Origin of the sequence: Mycobacterium palustre, from assembly GCF_002101785.1 — a bacterium.
GTDB lineage: Bacteria > Actinomycetota > Actinomycetes > Mycobacteriales > Mycobacteriaceae > Mycobacterium > Mycobacterium palustre.
The window spans coordinates 45,568-63,530 of record NZ_LQPJ01000099.1; the positions used below are offsets into that span (position 1 = coordinate 45,568).

General features: G+C 68.4%; 14 protein-coding genes and 2 pseudogenes. 8 read left to right on the forward strand and 8 right to left on the reverse strand.

Going from position 1 to position 17,963, the window contains the following annotated elements:
• Positions 1–564: a hypothetical protein gene (locus AWC19_RS12515; RefSeq protein ID WP_211284908.1), complete on the forward strand. Its 564-nt coding sequence runs from the start codon at positions 1–3 to the stop codon at positions 562–564.
• Positions 565–635: 71 nt separating this feature from the next.
• Here AWC19_RS12515 and pcrA read toward each other — a convergent pair whose 3' ends face one another.
• Complete coding sequence (pcrA, locus tag AWC19_RS12520) at positions 636–2,966, reverse strand: DNA helicase PcrA (protein WP_085078388.1); 2,331 nt, start codon at positions 2,964–2,966, stop codon at positions 636–638.
• A 282-nt stretch (positions 2,967–3,248) separates the two neighbouring features.
• Between pcrA and AWC19_RS12525 the strand changes: the two genes are divergently transcribed.
• Together AWC19_RS12525 and pgi are read left to right on the forward strand one after the other, a co-directional pair.
• On the forward strand, positions 3,249–3,566 hold the full coding sequence (locus AWC19_RS12525; protein ID WP_085078389.1) for a chorismate mutase: 318 nt from the start codon (positions 3,249–3,251) through the stop codon (positions 3,564–3,566).
• A 51-nt stretch (positions 3,567–3,617) separates the two neighbouring features.
• Complete coding sequence (gene pgi / locus AWC19_RS12530; protein WP_085078390.1) at positions 3,618–5,291, forward strand: glucose-6-phosphate isomerase; 1,674 nt, start codon at positions 3,618–3,620, stop codon at positions 5,289–5,291.
• On the opposite strand, the gene AWC19_RS12535 is transcribed toward pgi, so the two are convergent.
• The 4 genes and pseudogenes from AWC19_RS12535 to cobF all read right to left on the reverse strand — a co-directional run bounded on the left by AWC19_RS12535 (position 5,288) and on the right by cobF (position 7,685).
• Entirely contained in the window at positions 5,288–6,037 is a 750-nt protein-coding gene (locus AWC19_RS12535) for an SDR family oxidoreductase (RefSeq protein WP_085078391.1), read from the reverse strand. The genes pgi and AWC19_RS12535 overlap by 4 nt on opposite strands.
• 29 nt (positions 6,038–6,066) lie before the next feature.
• Complete coding sequence (locus AWC19_RS30570) at positions 6,067–6,537, reverse strand: zinc finger domain-containing protein (RefSeq protein WP_245848926.1); 471 nt, start codon at positions 6,535–6,537, stop codon at positions 6,067–6,069.
• A gap of 150 nt (positions 6,538–6,687) precedes the next feature.
• Positions 6,688–6,927: pseudogene (locus AWC19_RS30575) on the reverse strand (DNA-formamidopyrimidine glycosylase family protein); the annotation flags it as partial.
• A gap of 5 nt (positions 6,928–6,932) precedes the next feature.
• A complete protein-coding gene (gene cobF, locus AWC19_RS12545) occupies positions 6,933–7,685 on the reverse strand; it encodes a precorrin-6A synthase (deacetylating) (protein WP_085078393.1) in 753 nt (250 codons plus the stop codon).
• 104 nt (positions 7,686–7,789) lie between these two features.
• Between cobF and AWC19_RS12550 the strand changes: the two genes are divergently transcribed.
• The 4 genes from AWC19_RS12550 to AWC19_RS12565 all read left to right on the forward strand — a co-directional run bounded on the left by AWC19_RS12550 (position 7,790) and on the right by AWC19_RS12565 (position 11,918).
• Positions 7,790–8,695 carry an AurF N-oxygenase family protein gene (locus AWC19_RS12550; protein ID WP_085078394.1) on the forward strand — a complete coding sequence of 302 codons (906 nt, stop codon included), beginning with the start codon at positions 7,790–7,792 and terminating at the stop codon, positions 8,693–8,695.
• A 224-nt stretch (positions 8,696–8,919) separates the two neighbouring features.
• Positions 8,920–9,900: a DUF4873 domain-containing protein gene (locus AWC19_RS12555; RefSeq protein WP_245848928.1), complete on the forward strand. Its 981-nt coding sequence runs from the start codon at positions 8,920–8,922 to the stop codon at positions 9,898–9,900.
• Positions 9,901–10,191: 291 nt separating this feature from the next.
• Positions 10,192–10,956: an STAS domain-containing protein gene (locus AWC19_RS12560; RefSeq protein WP_085078434.1), complete on the forward strand. Its 765-nt coding sequence runs from the start codon at positions 10,192–10,194 to the stop codon at positions 10,954–10,956.
• 95 nt (positions 10,957–11,051) lie between these two features.
• Positions 11,052–11,918 carry a TIGR03619 family F420-dependent LLM class oxidoreductase gene (locus AWC19_RS12565; protein WP_085078395.1) on the forward strand — a complete coding sequence of 289 codons (867 nt, stop codon included), beginning with the start codon at positions 11,052–11,054 and terminating at the stop codon, positions 11,916–11,918.
• A gap of 1 nt (position 11,919) precedes the next feature.
• Here the strand turns inward: AWC19_RS12565 and AWC19_RS12570 are convergent, their stop codons facing one another.
• A complete protein-coding gene (locus AWC19_RS12570; RefSeq protein WP_211284909.1) occupies positions 11,920–12,717 on the reverse strand; it encodes an enoyl-CoA hydratase/isomerase family protein in 798 nt (265 codons plus the stop codon).
• Between the two features lie 86 nt (positions 12,718–12,803).
• Between AWC19_RS12570 and AWC19_RS12575 the strand changes: the two are divergent.
• Positions 12,804–13,718 (forward strand): annotated as a pseudogene (locus tag AWC19_RS12575) (class I SAM-dependent methyltransferase).
• A gap of 13 nt (positions 13,719–13,731) precedes the next feature.
• On the opposite strand, the gene AWC19_RS12580 reads toward AWC19_RS12575, so the two are convergent.
• Entirely contained in the window at positions 13,732–15,669 is a 1,938-nt protein-coding gene (locus AWC19_RS12580) for a fumarylacetoacetate hydrolase family protein (RefSeq protein ID WP_085078396.1), read from the reverse strand.
• Positions 15,666–17,942, reverse strand: coding sequence for an ATP-dependent DNA ligase (locus AWC19_RS12585; RefSeq protein ID WP_085078397.1), 2,277 nt, complete (start codon positions 17,940–17,942; stop codon positions 15,666–15,668). Before AWC19_RS12585 ends, AWC19_RS12580 begins: the two co-directional genes overlap by 4 nt.
• Between the last annotated feature and the right edge of the window lie 21 nt (positions 17,943–17,963).

The window sequence follows — 17,963 nt, forward strand, 5'->3', positions numbered from 1 at the left end:
GTGACCGCGCCGACCGACCCTCCCGCCCCGTCGCAACCCGCCGAGCCGCCCTCGGAATCGCGAACGCGGATCATCCGTCGGGCGCCTACCGGCCCGATGCCCGTCGTGCCCGAGTCGCCGACCACCCAGATTCCACGCCAGCCGCCGCCCTATCAGGGTCCGGCCCGGCGCGGTGTTTCGGTTCTGCCGACCGATGAGCCGAGCGGCCGGACGGCCGTCGCCACCTGCGCGGTCAGCATCGTCAGCGGCTGGGCCACGTCGGTGGTGGCCACCGACCTCATCGCCGGCTGGTGGCGCACCGACCGCCTGTTCTGCATCGCGGTGGCCTTCCTCGCGCTGGTGTTCGCGATCACCACCGTGTCGGGCGTGATCCTGCTGCTACAGCGCCGGGCGTTCGGGCGCTACCTCATCGTGGCGGGCGCGGTGGTCGCGGTGCTCACCTACGGCGGGGTGTTCATCGCGGGCGCCCGGGTCGCGTGGATCGTGCACGCGCTTCCGCTGTTGCCGATCGCCAGCGTGGTGCTGGCGATGCACCCGCGGACCAAACGCTGGATGCAGGCATAACCGCGCCGAACGTGCTGTGGTGGCGATGATTTCGCGAATTTCCCGCCCTGACAACACGTTCGGCGTGGCGTTTAGAGCTTGCTGACCGGGGCGTGGTTGTGCATCAGCTTCACCCTTCCCGAGCTGCCGAAGTCGATCAGCGACATCGCCGATTCGCCGACGCCGGAGACCTCCTCGACCCGGCCCAGGCCGTACTTGTCGTGCGTCACCCGGTCGCCGGGCGCCAGCACCAGCAGCGGGCGTTTGCCCGCACCGGAGCGGGTGGGCGAGGGCCGCGGCGCGCCGAACCGGCCCGCGCCGCTAACCGGCGCGCTGAACGACGGCGGGGGCGCGCTGCGCCGCCAGTCGATGAGCTCCTGCGGGATCTCGCGCAGGAACCGCGATTCCGGATTCAGCATGGGCTGCCCCCACGAGGACCGGACGATCGCCCGGGTCACATACAGCCGCTGGCGGGCCCGCGTGATGCCGACATAGGCCAGCCGCCGCTCTTCGCACAGTTCGGTGGGATCGTCTAGCGACCGCATGTGCGGGAACATGCCGTCCTCCCAGCCGGTGACGAACACCACCGGAAATTCCAGGCCTTTCGCGGTGTGCAGCGTCATCAGCGTGACCACGCCGGCGCCGTGTTCGGGGATCTCGTCGGCGTCGGCGACCAGCGACACCCGTTCCAAAAAAGCGGCCAGCACGCCTGTGTCGGGCACGTCCTCGTCCTCGGGAACCGCGGCCTCGTCCAGCGCCGCCGCGTTGGCCTGGTCGATGCTGAATTCGTGTGCGACGCTGACCAATTCGTTGAGGTTGTCCAGCCGGGCCAGCTCCTGCGGATCGGTCGAGGATTCCAACTCGCTGCGGTAGCCGGTGCGTTCGAGCACCAGCTCCACCAGGTCGCCGAGGTCGTCGTCGAGGTGGCCCCGCAGGTCGTCGAGCAGTTCCACAAAACCGGCGATCGCCTTTTCGGCCCGGGTGTTCAGCATTGGCACCTTGCCCTCGGCCGCGGCGACCAGCGCGTCGGCGAAGCCGGCTCCGGTGTTTTCGGCATACACCGCCACACACGCCTCGGCCCGGTCGCCGATGCCGCGGCGCGGCGTGTTGAGGATGCGCCGCATGCTGACCGTGTCGCCGGGGTTGTCCAGCACCCGCAGATAGGCGACGATGTCGCGGATCTCCTTGCGCTCGTAGAACCGCACTCCCCCAACGACTTTGTACGGAATGCCGGCGCGGATGAACACCTCCTCCAACGACCGCGACGAGTTATTGGTGCGGTAGAACACGGCCACGTCGTTGTAGGTGATCTCGCCCCGCTCGGCGAGCGCGTCGATCTCCTCCGCGACGAACCTGGCCTCGTCGTGCTCGTTGTCGGCGACGTAGCCGACGATCAACTCCCCGGCGCCGGCGTCGGTCCACAACCGCTTGTCGCGACGGCCGGTGTTGCGGGCGATCACGGAGTTGGCGGCCGACAGGATGTTCTGCGTCGAGCGGTAATTCTGTTCCAGCAGAATGGTTGTCGCGTCGGGATAGTCCCGCTCGAAGTCCTCGATGTTGCGGATGGTGGCGCCGCGGAACGCGTAGATCGACTGGTCGGCGTCGCCGACCACACACAGTTCGGCCGGCGCCACGTCGTCCTGGTTGTCCGTGCCCACCAGTTCGCGCACCAGCACGTACTGGGCGTGGTTGGTGTCCTGGTATTCGTCCACCAGCACGTGCCGGAAGCGGCGCCGGTAGTACTGGGCGATCTGCGGAAAGGCTCGCAGCACCACCACCGTTTCGCCGATCAGGTCGTCGAAGTCCAGCGCGTTGGCCGCCCGCAGCCGCCGTTGGTATTCGCCGTAGACCGACGCGACGGTGCGGCTCAACTCGTCCGAGGCATCGGACAGGTTGGCCACGGCCTGGTCGGGATCGATCAACTCGTTCTTCAGGTTCGAGATGGCGTTGGCCAGCAGACGCGGCGAGTAGCGCTTGATGTCGAGCCCCATGTCGCGGCCGATCATCTGCAGCAGGCGGCGCGAATCGTCGGCGTCATAGATGGAAAAGTTGGAGTTGAGGCCCTCGATCAGGGACGCCTGATTGCGCAAAATGCGCACGCAGGTGGAGTGAAACGTCGAGACCCACATGGCGCGGGCCCGCGGGCCCACCAGCCGCACCACGCGTTCACGCATCTCGGCGGCGGCCTTGTTGGTGAAGGTGATGGCCAGGATCTGGCCGACGCCGACGCCCCGGGCGGCGATCAGGTAGGCGATGCGCCGGGTCAGCACCGCCGTCTTGCCCGAGCCGGCGCCGGCCACGATCAGCAGCGGCGAGCCCTCGTGGACGACCGCCTGGCGCTGTTGCGGGTTGAGGTCGTCGAGCAGTCGATCCACTTCGGCGTCGGCACTGGCTGGATCTCCAGTGGATGCGTGCACAGTCATGTCGGTCCAAATTTACCGCCGCCGACCGACGTCACCCGTTTGGCGGTGCCCGGGGGGTTTCGCCTGGTGACGCCGCGTCGTTTTTGCGCTGGTGTGCCCCTTGGTGGCACACTCGGTGGGTGCTCAACGCGCAGTGCAATCGGCGGCTCTTCACCCGAGGGTCGATCGGCCGATTTTTCTACGGGTACCGGCCAGCGGTGCCCGTGGTTTAGCTGCTATCGCAGAGCCCCGTGGTCCGCTTCCGGATACGGGGCTCGTCTCTTTTGTGAGGCCCTACACCGGATGAGACCAGAATCCCCACATCACGAGAACGCGGAGTCAGCAGACATGAACACCGAAACGATCGATACCGAACCGGCCGCCGACATCGACGAGTTGCGGCGCGAGATCGACAGGTTGGACGCCGAAATCCTGGCCGCGGTGAAGCGCCGCGCCGAGGTGTCGCGGGCGATCGGCAAGGTCCGGATGGCCTCCGGCGGCACCCGGCTGGTCCACAGCCGCGAGATGAAGGTCATCGAACGCTACAGCGAGCTCGGCCCGGACGGTAAAGACCTGGCCATGCTGCTGTTGAGGCTGGGCCGGGGTCGCCTCGGCCACTGAGGCCGCCGCCACACCTGGCCGCGCCGCGTGGGGCCGCATAGGGTCGGACTCATGACCTCCGCGACCTCCGCACATTCCATCCCCGACATCACCGCCACCCCGGCGTGGGACGCGCTGCGCAGGCATCACGAACAAATCGGCCGGACCCATCTGCGGCAGTTCTTCGCCGAGGATCCCGACCGCGGCCGCGACCTCACTGTTACGGTCGGGGACCTCTACATCGACTACAGCAAACACCGCATCACCCGAGAGACGCTGCGGTTGCTGGTCGACTTGGCGCGCGCGGCTAACCTCGAGGAGCGCCGTGATCAGATGTTCTCCGGCGCGCACATCAACACCTCCGAGGATCGCGCCGTGCTGCACACCGCGCTGCGGCTGCCCCGGGACGCCGAGTTGATCGTGTACGGCCGAAACGTGGTCGAGGACGTCCATTCCGTGCTCGACGCCATGGGCGACTTCACCGATCGGCTGCGCAGCGGCGAGTGGACCGGGGCCACGGGAAAGCGGATCAGCACCGTGGTCAACATCGGCATCGGCGGATCGGATTTGGGCCCGGTGATGGTCTATCAGGCGCTGCGCCACTACGCGGACGCCGGCATTTCGGCGCGCTTCGTCTCCAACGTCGATCCCGCCGACCTGATCGCCAAGATCGCCGACTTAGATCCCGCCACAACGCTTTTCATCGTCGCGTCGAAGACCTTCTCGACGCTGGAGACGCTGACCAACGCGACGGCCGCGCGCCGCTGGTTGACCGACGCGCTCGGCGACTCCGCGGTGGCCAAGCACTTCGTGGCCGTCTCCACCAACAAGCGCCTGGTCGACGACTTCGGCATCAACACCGACAACATGTTCGGGTTCTGGGACTGGGTCGGCGGCAGGTACTCGGTCGATTCGGCGATCGGGCTGTCGTTGATGGCCGCCATCGGGCGGGAAGGCTTCGCCGACTTCCTGTCCGGGTTCCACCTCGTCGACGAGCACTTCAAAACGGCCCCGCTGGAGTCCAATGCGCCGGCGCTGCTGGGCCTTATCGGGCTGTGGTACTCCAACTTCATGGGCGCCCAATCGCGCGCCGTGCTGCCGTATTCCAACGACCTGGCCCGCTTTGCGGCCTACCTGCAGCAGCTGACCATGGAATCCAACGGCAAGTCGACGCGCGCCGACGGCACGCCGGTCACCACCGACACCGGCGAAATCTTCTGGGGCGAACCGGGAACCAACGGCCAGCACGCCTTCTACCAGTTGCTGCACCAGGGCACCAGGCTGGTGCCCGCCGACTTCATCGGGTTCAGCCAGCCGCTGGACGACCTGGCCACCGTCGAGGGCACCGGCAGCATGCACGACCTGCTGATGAGCAATTTCTTCGCCCAGACCCAGGTGCTGGCGTTCGGCAAGACGGCCGAGGAGATCGCGGCCGAGGGCACTCCGCCGGAAGTGGTGCCGCACAAGGTGATGCCGGGCAACCGGCCGTCGACCTCGATCCTGGCCGACCGGCTCACCCCGTCGGTACTGGGCCAGCTGATCGCGCTCTACGAGCACCAGGTCTTCACCGAGGGAGTGATCTGGGGCATCGACTCCTTCGACCAATGGGGCGTGGAACTGGGCAAGACGCAGGCCAAGGCGCTGCTTCCGGTCATCACGGCCGACGCCTCTCCCGAGCCCCAGTCCGACAGCTCCACCGATGCGCTGATCCGCCGCTACCGCACCGAAAGAGGCCGCACCAGCTAGGCGAACGGCTTGGTCAGCGGCGGCGGCAGCACCCGCATCAGCTGCACCAGCGGCGCCCATGGCCACCACGGCACCACGGCCCGGCCCGGCTCGCGTTCGATCGCGCCGACCAGCGCCTTGACGCCAGTTTCGTTGTCCACCATGAACATTGTGCTCGCCGACTTGGCCGTCATCTCCGACTCGATGTAGCCGGGCTCGATCACCGAAACCCTGATCGGGCCCTTGGCGTATTCGGCGCGCAGCGATTCGCCCAGCGAGCGTAACCCGGCTTTGCTTGCGGCGTAGGACGCCTTGACGCCGGGGACGCCCTTGTTGCCGAGCACCGACGAGATGAGGACCAGGTGGCCCGAGCCGCTCTTGTTGAACATCTCGAGGGCGGTTTCGATCTGGACCAGCGCGGCGATCAAATTGGTCTCGAGGGTGGCCTTGTTCGCCCACAGCTTGCCCGAGCCGAGCGTGGCGCCCTTGCCGATGCCGGCGTTGACGACGACGCGGTCGATGCCGCCGAGCTCGTCGGCGAGTTCGGAGAACACCTTGGGGACCTGCTCGTGGTCATTGACGTCCAGGGCGGCCACCGCGATGTCGACGCCCGGATGCCGTTGCGACAGCTCGTCTTTGAGTTCGTCGAGCCTGTCGGTGCGGCGGGCGCACAGCGCCAAATCGCGGCCCCTGGCGGCGAAGGCGCGGGCCATCCCGGCGCCCAGGCCGGAGCTGGCGCCCGTGATCAGGATCTTCTGACGGGTCATCCGGGCAGCATAGCGACCGGCGCCGCCGACTACTTGAGCAGCCGTGACATGCGCCGGTCGGCCAGCACCTTCCCGCCCGTCTGGCACGTCGGGCAGTACTGAAAAGACTTGTCCGCGAACGACACTTCGCGCACGGTGTCCCCGCACACCGGGCAGGGCAGCCCGGTGCGGGCGTGCACCCGCAGCCCGGAGCGCTTCTCCCCCTTGAGCATCGCGGCGCCCTGGCCCACCGAGCGGCCCACCGCGTCGGTCAGCACCGAAATCATCGCGTCGTGCAGGGCGGTGAGCTGTTCGTCGGACAACTTGCCGGCCGTGGCGAACGGCGAAATCTTTGCCACGTGCAGGATTTCGTCGCTGTAGGCGTTGCCGATCCCGGCGATCACCTTCTGGTCGGTGATGACGGTCTTGATCCTGCCGGTGTTGCCGGCCAGCACCCCGGCCAGGTCTTGAGGACCGAGTTCCAGCGCGTCGGGGCCCAGGGTCGCGATGCCGGGCACCAGCTTCGGGTCGTCGACCAGCCACACCGCCAGCCGCTTCTGGGTGCCGGCCTCGGTCAGGTCGAAGCCGGGCGCCTCCCCCGGCTTTCCCAGGTGCACGCGCAACGCGATCGGGCCCTTGCCGGGCCGCAGCGGCGCCGCGGCGAGCTTGTCGGACCAGCGCAACCAGCCCGCCCGCGACAGGTGCGCGATCAAAAACAGCCGCCCGGCTTGCAGCCCCAGGTACTTGCCCCAGCGCTGGGCCCCCATGACCTGGCCGTGCAGGGCGGTGACGGGCGGATCGAAGGTTTTCAGGACCGACAGCGCGCCGACGTCGACGCGGCCGATCGTCGAACCGACGGCGTGGCGCCGCAGATGATCGACCAACGCTTCGATCTCGGGAAGTTCGGGCACGCCTCTCAGTCTGCCGCTCGTAGCAAATAGGTGTCCATGATCCAGCCGTGCCGGGCGCGCGCTTCGGCCCGCAGCGCCGCGATGCGCCCGCCGACCTCGCCGACGGTGCCGGCCACCAGCAGCTCGTCGGCGGTGCCCAGATAGGCCCCCCACCAGATCCGGGTGTCGGGCGGGCATCCCTGAAACGAGCACTCGGCGTCGAGCATCACGACGGCAGAACCCGTCAGCCCGTTGGCGCGCAGCTGCCTGCCGGTGGTGATCAGCACCGGTTCGCCGACGTCGTTGAGCGGGATGGCGTGCCGGGCGGTCAGCGCCTGCACCGCGGTGATTCCGGGAATGACGTCGAAGCTGAACTCGAGTTCGGCCGCTTCGGTTTTGACGGCCTCGAGGATGCGCAACGTGCTGTCGTACAACGACGGATCGCCCCAGGCCAAAAAGGCGCCCACACCGTCGGGCCCGAGCTCGGTGGAGATCGCCCGCGCCCAGACCCGCGCCCGCTCGGCGTGCCAGTCCGCGACCGCGCCGCGGTAATCACCGTCGGCCGATCGCTGGGGGTCGGGCAGTTCGACGAAGCGATACCCGGGATTTCGGATGAACCGGGCGCAGATGTCTCGGCGCAGGGCCACCAGGTCGCTTGTCGCCTCCCCCTTGTCCATGGCGAAAAACACCTGGGTGTCGTTGAGCGCCTCGACCGCCTGCACCGTCAGGTACTCGGGGTTTCCCGCCCCGATGCCGATGACATGAATGTGCCGACCCACGGGGCCAGTCAACCGAATCGAAACCTGGAGGGCCTAGTCGGCACCCCCAAGTACCCAGTACCATGGGTACCGCCTGAAGTACCCGAGGAAGGGAACGTCGCGCCATGACCGCTCCGGTGAAGCCAGGTGGGCCGAGTCGTGAGGAGTTCTCGGATCGCCTGCTGAAGGGCTCGGTCAAAAAGTCCTACGAGCCCGTTGTGGACATCGACTGGGACGCCCCGCTCGATCCTGACAAGTTCTATCTGCCGCCGCGGCTGGTGTCGCTCTACGACACGCCGATGTGGGACGAGATGACCCGCGAGCAGCAGATCGAGCTGTCCAAGCAGGAGCTGGTCAACACGCTGTCGGCCGGGATCTGGTTTGAGAACATGCTGAACCAGTCGCTGCTGCGCACCATCCTGCACGAGGACCCGACCAGCCGGTCGACGCACTACAAGCTGACCGAGCTCGGCGACGAAACCCGCCACATGGTGATGTTCGGCAAGGTCATCGAGCGCATCGGCGCCAAGCCGGTGCGCCCGCGGCTGTTCCACCGGTGGATTATCAACGCCCTGCCGCTCGCGTTCCAGCGCGGCTCGATGCTGTGGATCGCCGCCCTCATCGGGGAAGAGATCTTCGACTCGCTGCAACGCCAGATGATGGACGACCCGGAGCTGCAGCCAATCATCCAGCGGCTCATGCGGATTCACGTCACCGAGGAGGCCCGCCACATCCAGTTCGCCCGCGACGGCGCCCGCAAGCGCGCCGCCGAGATGCCGCGGTTCAACCGCTGGTTCATGGCCAACATCAACGGGCTCGGCGGGTATTTCTTCAACTACCTGTTCAGCAACCCGATCCCCTACGCGCGGGCGGGGCTGGACGCCAAGCGCGCCCGACGGATCGCTCGCACCAGCCCGCACCGCCGCGAGATGCAGGTCGCTGGCTTCGCCCCGCTGGCGGCCTTTCTGACCGAAATCGGCCTGTTGGGCCCGATCGCTCGCCGCGGCTGGAAGCGCAGCAGGTTCCTGTGAGCCACACGCCGGTCGTCGTCATCGGCGTGGGCGACGGCGGCCGGAGCGCACAGGACGCGCTGCGGTCCGCCGGCGTCTCCGACGTCGTAACGCTCGACGACGCTCCCGGCCGCGAGCTCCTCACCTCAAGGTTCGACGACGACACCGACACCTGGCTGCTGACGACGGCCGACGGCGCGACGGTCAGAGCGGGTGTCGTTGTCGCCGCCGGCAGGCCGCCGCAGGTGCCGTGGCTGCCGGACATCGCCGGGCGAGACGACTTCCTGGGCGAGTCGTTTCACGCCGCCGCGTGGGACCGGCATTTCGCGGCGGCCGGTAAGCGTGTCGCGGTCGTCGGCACCGACGCCACCGCCGGTCACTGGGTTCCGCGGCTGACGCAGTCGGCGGCGTCGGTCACCGTTTTCGCGCACCCGCCGCGCCGGTTCGTCGCGGAGCTGCCGCTGCCGGCCACCCGGGCCAAACGCTGGCTGGCTCGCCGCCTGCGGCCCGCACCGGACAACGCACCCGGGCGGGCCGCGTCGCCGATCGAGGCCATCACCCCGACCGGCATCCGGACCGCCGACGGCGCCGAGCATGACGCCGACGTCATCGTCTACGGCACCGGGTTCGCCATTCCCCCGCACCTCCCCGACGAGGCGCTGGTCGGTGCCCGCGGCCTGACGATCCGGCGGGCCTGGCGCGACGGCATGGAGCCGTACTTCGGGGTCGCCTGCCACGGATTCCCGAACTACTTCTTCGTTACGGGGCCCGACGCCGGCGCGCAGGCCCGTTACATCGCCTCGTGCGTGGGCCTGATGAGACGCACCGGCAGCACCCGCATCGAGGTGCGGCGCAGCAGCCAGCAGGTGTTCAACGAACGGGCCAACGTGCGGCCCGCCCAAGCCCATCGGGTGTCGTCGGCCTTCGACCTGTCGTCCGCCGCGCCTGAAGACGACGACACCTACGACGGCGCCGCGACGCTGGCCTTAGCCGGCGCCGAACACCCCGTGCGCGTTCGACTGACCGGCCACCTGAACCCGATTGACGGCCAGTACCACTGGCAGGGAACGATTTTTTGCTCGCTTCCGGACGAGGCGTTCAAGCGGGCCAGGACCGCCACGCTGACGGTCGGCGCGCGGACGGTCCCGGCCCGCATCGTCGAACAAACCCCGTGGGGCACCCATACGGTCACCGGAGTGGGCGCCCCGCCGTACGCGCCGAGCTGATTCGACGCAAGCTGCTGACCGTCATGGACGCTGGTTTGCCCGCTGTGGCCTTCGGGTAACCCAAGTAATCTCACACCCCACACCGGCGGTTGGCCACAAAAAGGCGAAGGGGGTACCCCGGTGCGTGTACGCGTGCGGCACAACGCCAGATCTCGTCATCTGTCCAGAGCCCGCACGGTTTCCTGGCGGGCCGGCGCCCGAATGCCGGTCGCGACACCCCGGTTACCAAACTATTGGTTTGCGGTTCCCGATCGGCGAGGATGAAGCCCTGTGGAGAAAGGGGTCACTGCGGTGAGCGCGTTAGCTGAGTCGCCAAGCTCGCTGGCGGTTGCGAGTCGGACCGATGAATCGGTCGTCGTGCTGACCGTCCAGGGCGTGCTCAACAACAGCAACTCCGCGGCGCTGCGCGACATCATCATGCAGGCCACCCACGGCGAGCCGTCCGCCGTCATCGTCAACGTCAACGCGCTCCAAGTGCCCGCGAAAACGGCCTGGTCGACCCTCATCGGGGCGCGCTGGCAGGCGGGCACCCAGCCCAACGTCCCGATCACCTTGGTTTGCGCCGATCGCGCCACCCGCGACGCCATCGACGACAGCGACGTCGCGCGTTTCATGCCGGTGTACGCGAGCGAAAAGGCGGCGATTAAGGCGCTCGACCGGCTCACCCGTCGCACCCTCCGGCACGCCGACGCCGAGCTGCCCGCGAACCTGACCAGCCTGCGAGAGTCACGCCGCCTGGTGCGAGAGTGGCTGACCGCATGGTCGCAGTCGGCGCTGATTCCGGTCGCGCTGGTGGTGGTCAACGTGTTCATCGAAAACGTGCTGGAACACACCGGCAGCGTCCCGCTGATGCGGGTGGAAACCGACGGCGCGAGCGCGACCATCGCGGTGTCCGACGACAGCACGACCCCGGCCGTGCGGCTGCCGTCACCCGAGAAGGGCATCGACGTGTCCGGCCTGGCGATCGTCGACGCGCTGTCGCGCGCGTGGGGCAGCGCGCCCACGTCGTCGGGCAAGACCGTGTGGGCGGTCATCGGCCCCGAGAATCAGCTCTGAGGGGCCCTCGCCGCGCCTTGTTCGCGGACCCGGGCGCGGGTAAAACTAGAACACGTTCTAGTGTCGGGTGACGGCCCCCAAGGAAGGCGGATGACGTGCGGTTCAGCTACGCCGAGGCAATGACGGACTTTACGTACTACGTCCCGCTGGCCAAGGCGGCCGAGGCGGCCGGCTACCACAGCATGACGATCGCCGACAGCATCGCCTACCCGTTCGAGTCCAACTCCAAATATCCGTATACGCCCGACGGCAACCGCGAATTCCTCGACGGCAAGGCGTTTATCGAAACGTTCGTCCTCACAGCGGCATTGGGCGCGGTGACGTCCACGCTGCGGTTCAACTTCTTCGTCCTCAAGCTGCCGATCCGGCCGCCGGCGCTGGTGGCCAAGCAGGCCGGCTCGCTGGCCGCGTTGATCGGCAACCGGGTGGGGCTGGGTGTGGGCACGAGCCCCTGGCCCGAAGACTACGAGCTGATGGGCGTCCCGTTCGCCAAGCGCGGCAAGCGGATGGACGAATGCATCGAAATAATCAGGGGCCTCACGACCGGTGAGTACTTCGAATTTCACGGCGAGTTCTACGACATTCCCAAGACGAAGATGACGCCGGCCCCCAGCCAGCCGATCCCGATCCTGATCGGCGGCCACGCCGACGCGGCGCTGCGCCGCGCCGCGCGTGCCGACGGATGGATGCACGGTGGCGGCGACCCCGAGGAACTCGACCGGTTGCTGGCCCGGCTCAAGCAGTTTCGCGAGGAAGAGGGCAAGACGGGCCCGTTCGAGATCCACGTCATCTCGGCCGATGCCTATACCTTGGACGGCATCAAGCGACTCGAGGACAAAGGCGTGACCGACGTCATCGTCGGGTTCCGCATCCCCTACATCAAGGGCAACGACACCGAGCCGCTCGACAAGAAGATCCGCAACCTGGAGATGTTCGCCGAGAACGTGATCGCGAAACTCTAACTCACAGCGGATCCCACTTCGGTGCCCGCTTCTCGCGGTGCGCCATGGCGGCCTCGATCGGATTGTTGGTGAACCCGCTGAGGATCTGGGTGCGATTCTCCAACTCGATCGCGTGCCGCAGGCTCGGCGCGTCCAGCGCCGCGTTGAGCCCAATCTTGGTCTGCCACACGCCATATGCGTTGTTCTCCGCGATCGATCGGGCCACCTTGAGCGCCGCGGGCATCAGCTCGTCGGCGGCGACCACCTCGTGCACCAGCTTGATCCGGTAGGCCTCGGCGGCGTCGATGATGCGGCCGGTCAGCATGAGTTCGCGCGCCACCCCGGCGCCGACGATCTTCGGCAGCAGGTAGCTGGTGCCCATGTCCATCGAGGAGAAGCCGGCCTTGATGAACGCCGACCCGAACCGGGCGTGTTCGGACGCGACGCGGATGTCGCTGACGAGCGTGAAGGCCAGCCCGCCGCCGACCGCGACGCCGTTGACCGCGGCGACCACCGGGATGGGCAGCTCGTAGATCCGGGTGAACAAGTCGGCCAGCCGAACTTGCGCGTCGTAGTTGACCTTGAACGGCGGGCTGGTCGGCTTGGGCTTGGTCCAGGGCTCGCCGGTGCCGCTCAGGTCCGCGCCGGCGCAAAAGCCGCGCCCGGCCCCGGTCAGGATCGCCACGCGGAACTCCCCCGCGCCGAGCGCGTCCAGGGCGTCGTCCACGCCGTCGATCAGCGCCCCGTCGATCGCGTTGAGCCGCTCCGGACGGTTCAGCGTGATGCGGGCGATGTTGTCCTCGAGGGTGTCCAGTTCCACTGCGGGCATACGGGAACCGTAGGCGACGTCGGTGTTCACTCGCCGCGCCTACGGTGGATTTCCTGACAACAGATCAAGGAGCAGACATGGCACGCACCGAGGGCGACACCTGGGACCTGGCCCACAGCGTCGGAGCCTCCGCGACGATGGTCGCCGCGGCACGGGCGGCCGCGAGCAGGCGCGCCGGATCCGTCGTCGACGACCCGTTCGCCGAACCGCTGGTGCGCGCGGTCGGGATCGACCTGTTCACCCGGATCGCCGCCGGCGAACTGGACCCCGTCGAGGGCGACGGCGGCGTGGGATTCCCGAGAATGATCGACACGTTCGCCGCCCGCGCCCGGTTCTACGACGACTACTTCGCCGCGGCCGGCAAGGCGGGGGTGCGCCAGGTCGTCATCGTCGCGTCGGGCTTGGACGCGCGCCCTTACCGGCTTCCCTGGCCCGCCGGGAAGACCGTGTACGAGATCGACCAGCCGGAGGTGATCGCGTTCAAGACGGCGACGCTGTCCGAACTCGGCGCCGCCCCGACCGCCGAACTGCGCACGGTCGGCATCGATCTGCGGGAGGACTGGCCGGCCGCGCTTCAGGAGGCGGGTTTCGACCCGACCAAACCGACGGCGTGGCTCGCCGAGGGTGTGCTCATCGGGTTCCTTCCGCCTTCGGCCGAGGTGCGGTTGCTCGACGCCATCACGCCGCTGTCCAGCGAGGGCAGCCAGTTCGCCGCCGACTACGGGCAGGTCGCCGGACAATCCGAGGACGAGCGGCAGCAGGCGCAGCGCGTCACCGACCGCTGGCGTGAACTCGGGCTGGACCTGGACATTTCGGAGCTGACCTAACCCGGCGAGCACACCGAGGTCGCCGCGCACCTGGCGGCGAGCGGCTGGGAGACGACGACCTTCGAGCTCCCCGACCTCTTCACCGCCGCCGGCCTGCCGGAGCTGGCCGAGGCGGAACAGGCCCCGGCGAGCACGATCAGGTTTGTCCGGGCGGTACGCCGATAGCTCGTCGCGCGGGTCAAGACCGCTTGGCCAGCCACTCGGCCTGCATGACCAGCAGGGCCAGCACGTCCAGCTTCGGGGTGTCCGGGTCGAGTTCGCGGTACCGCTGGTAGACGTTGACGACGACGCGCTCGGCGTCCAGCCAGGCCGCGTACTCGCCGAGGTCGATCGTGTCGGCGGCCTCCGACCACGACAGTCCCCTGCGGTAGGCGGCCTCGGCCTGTTCGGCCACATGCGTGAGATAGCCGCGCACGGCGCGGATCCCGTCGGGATCGGTGACCGGGCCGTGGCCGGGCACCACGGTGGGCGCGTCCAGCGCGATCATCGCGTCGCACGCCGCGACCCAGTTGGCGATCGGGCCGGCCCACACGATGGGGGTGCACCCGATGAACAGCAGGTCGCCCCCGAACAGCACCCCGGCGTCGGGCACGTGCACCACGGAATCCGCGGCGGTGTGGGCGGGACCGAGGTTCAGCAGGTCGACACGGCGGCCGCCGACCTCGATGGTGAGTTCGCGGTCAAACGTCTGGTCGGCGTTGCGCAGCGTGATGCCGCTGAAGTCGAAGGGGCCGAAGCGATCTCGCGCGTACGGCGTGGCCACCGGGCCGAGGTTGGCGGTCTGCACCATGGCCAGCATCTCCGGGGCCATGCCGTGCGCGATCTCGTCGGCGGTGCCCCGCGCGGCGATGATGCGCACCGAAGCGTCGAGCAGCTGGTTGCCATGGGTGTGGTCGCCGTTGGAGTGGGTGATCAAAGCGTCGGTGATGGGCGCGCCGTCGGTGATGGGCCGCAGCGCGGCGAGCATCTCGCGGGTCAGCGCGAGGTCGAACAGGGTGTCGACCAGCAGGGCGGCGCCCTCACCGGCGATTAGGCCGGCGTTGCTCCACCCGTAGCCCCCGTCCGGCAGCGTCCACGCCCACACCCGGTCGGCGACCTCGTGCAGGCCGCGGGTGTAGGGCACCTTGGCCCGCGCCCGGTTCACCCGGGCCGGGGCGGGCGCGGCGTCGGGGTTGGGCCGCGGCGCCAACCGCTGCGGCGCCGCGCTGCAGCGGACGGTCTGGCGGGTCTCGCCGAGCCCCTGCACCCGAAGCGTGACGACGTCGCCGTCGCGCAGCCAGCCGGGAAACGACTCCAGCGCGGCCGGATTGAGATGCTCGACGAGGGTGCAGGTGGGCACCGTTCCGGAGCCGATGACCTCGCCGGGGAGCAGCGTCACCCCGCGGGAGGCATAGGAGATGACTTCGCCGAAGGTCCAGTCCATTTGGGCGGTCGACCCCGACCCGATCACGGTGTCGTTGACCAGCGCGGTCACCTGCAGGTCGAGCCGGCCGCCGCGCCGGTGGGGCTCCAGCTCGTCGGGGGTGACCAGGTAGGGCCCCAGCGTGACGCCGCTGTCCTTGCCCTTGCCCTGGCCGATCCCGAGCTGGCTCTCCATCTGCTGCAGGTCGCGCGCGGACCAGTCGTTGAAGATGGTGTATCCGATGATGGCCCGTTCGGCCTCCTCGACCGTCAAGTCCCTGCCCCCCGCGCCGATCACCGCGGCGATCTCCAATTCGAAGTCCTGCCAAGCACTTCCGGGGGCGGTAGGGGCGTCGTCATAGGGCCCCAAAACCGTTGCGGGGCAGGCGAAGTAGAACGCCGGGATGCGGTACCAGGTGTCGGCGAGCACCCGGCCGGCGCCCAGCGCCGCCTGGCAGTTGCGCATGTGGTCCAAAAAGCACAGCGAGTCGCGGATCGACGGCGGGCGCGGTATCGGCGCCGTCAACCTCACCTCGCCGAGCGGCGCCGTCGCCGAGGGCGAACGCAGCACCTCCTCGCCGGCCTGGCGGAGGCCGTGGTGGCCCCGCCCGATCAGGTCGAGCAGCGTCACCCCCGCCGGCATCGCGTGAATGGTGTCACCGGAAAGCACGCCGGTGCGCTCGCCCTCCGGGCCGCGGTAGGTCACCCACTTCACTCGCGCACCACCTCGCTCGGTTCCTTGTCCGGTCGCAGCCCGCGCCAACTCGATTGGCGCAACCGGTTGTCCGGGGTCCACTCGCTGTAGCGCACCTCCCCCACCAGAACCGGCTTGACGTACGTCACCCCCCTGGCCTCGCTCCTGGGAAGCGGAGGGTCGAAGGGCGATCGGTCGGTGTGCAGCGGCGCCAGCGTCTTCTTCAGGTTGGCCAGGTCGCGTTCGGTGAACCCGGTTCCGACGCGCCCCGCGAACCGCAGGCCGCCGTCGCCGGGGATGCCCATCAGCAGCGACCCGATGCCGCTGGTCCGCCCGCCTTCACCGGCCCTCCACCCGCCGATCACGACTTCCTGGGTGTGCCAGTTCTTGTCCTTGATCCACGAGGCCGACCGGCGGCCGGGCTGATAGGTGGAGTCGCGTTTCTTGGCGACCACGCCCTCCCAGCCGTGTTTGCGGGAGTGCTCCAGCGCCTGCGCGCCGTCGCCGGGCAGCAGATCGGGGACGATCAGGCTGCTCCCAATCGCCAGCGTTTCCAGCAGCTTTCGCCGGTCCCGGTGTCGCGCCCGCAGCAGCGATCGGCCGTCGAGGTAGAGCAGGTCGAACGCCCAGTACTCGACGCGGGTGCCGCGGCCCCGGTTTTGCATCGCGTTGAAGCTGGGCACGCCGGACTTGTCGAGGACGACGGCCTCGCCGTCGAGCACGACGTGATGATCGGCCAGATCTGCTGCCAGGGAACGAAGTTCGGGATATTCACCGGTGACCTCGCGGCCGCGGCGGGACCGCACCCGCAGGGCGCCATGGTCGGCCTCCACCAGCACCCGGTAGCCGTCCCACTTGCCCTCGAAGACCCACGGGCCGGCCTTGAGTGCCGACACGGAGCCCTCCGATGCGAGCATGGGGGCGAGGGTGTCGAACTCGAAGACGTTCTGGTCTTTCATCCGGTGCGCCAGCCACTGGTCGCCGTTGGTTTGAATCAGCGCGTAGCGCCCGGAGATCCGGCTGCCGTGCAAATTGACGATGACCTCGTCATCGAGGAATTTTTCGGCCTCGTAGGTGCCGGAATCCCAGATGACCACCTTGCCGGCGCCGTATTCGCCCTTGGGGATGTTGCCCTCGAAGGTGCCGTAATCCAGCGGATGGTCCTCGGTGTGCACCGCCAGGTGGTTCACCGACGTGGTTTCGGGCAGGTTCTTCGGCACCGCCCACGACACCAGCACACCGTCGCGCTCCAGCCGGAAGTCGTAGTGCAGCCGGCGCGCGTGATGCTCTTGGATGACGAAGGTGTTACCTTGCCCGACAACGGGTTTGGAAGCGGGCACCGGTTCGGGGGTTTTCGAGGCGTCCCGCATGCTGCGGTACTTGGTCAGCCGGTCGCGGATCGGCATGTCCGCGTCCAGCGCCGCCAGCAGATCCCCGTCGCGTTCGACCCGCTCGAGCACCTCGTCGTAGCGCAGCTGTCGCACCTTCGGGTCCTCGAGCTCCTCCCACGCGCGCGGCGCCGCCACCGTCGGATGTTCGCGTCCGCGCAGCGAATACGGCGCGATGGTGGTCTTCGAGCCGTTGTTCTGGCTCCAGTCCAAAAACACCTTGCCCGCCCGCAGGCTCTTGGTCATGGTCGAGGTGACCAGTTTGGGCATGGCCTTCTCCAGTTGCTGCGCAACGCGTTTGGCCAATACCGTGGCACCCTGGCTGCTCACCGCCTCGTCCAGCGGGGTGTACAGGTGCACGCCCTTGCTGCCGCTGGTGAGCGGGAAGGTGGTCAACCCGATGTCGGTGATCAGCTCGCGCACGGCGTGCGCCACCTTGCACAGTTGGGCCATCGTGACGCCCTCGCCCGGGTCCAGGTCGAACACCAATCGCGTTGCCGGGCCGGGCTTGAGCTCCTCGGCGTTGCTTCGGGTCCACTCGGCGACGAACCGCCACTGCGGCACGTGCACCTCGAGCGCGGCCTGCTGCGCGATCCAGGCCAGCCCTTCGGGGCTGTCGATGATCGGGTACGTCGTCGTTCCCGACCGGTGGGCGACGCTGGCCCGCGGCAGCCAGTCGGGCGCCGAGGAGGCGAGCTGCTTTTCGAAGAACGACTCCTGTTCGACGCCATTGGGCCAACGTTTGCGGGTGACCGCGCGCCCGGCGATGTGCGGCAGCATCACCTCGGCGATGCGGGTGTAGTAGTCGAAGATGTCGCCCTTGGTGGTGCCGGTTGCCGGATATAGCACCTTGTCGGCGTTGGTCAGCCTGACCCGCTGCTCCGCCTTGGTGGACGCAGTGCCCATGGTGCCAACCTACGTGGTTTC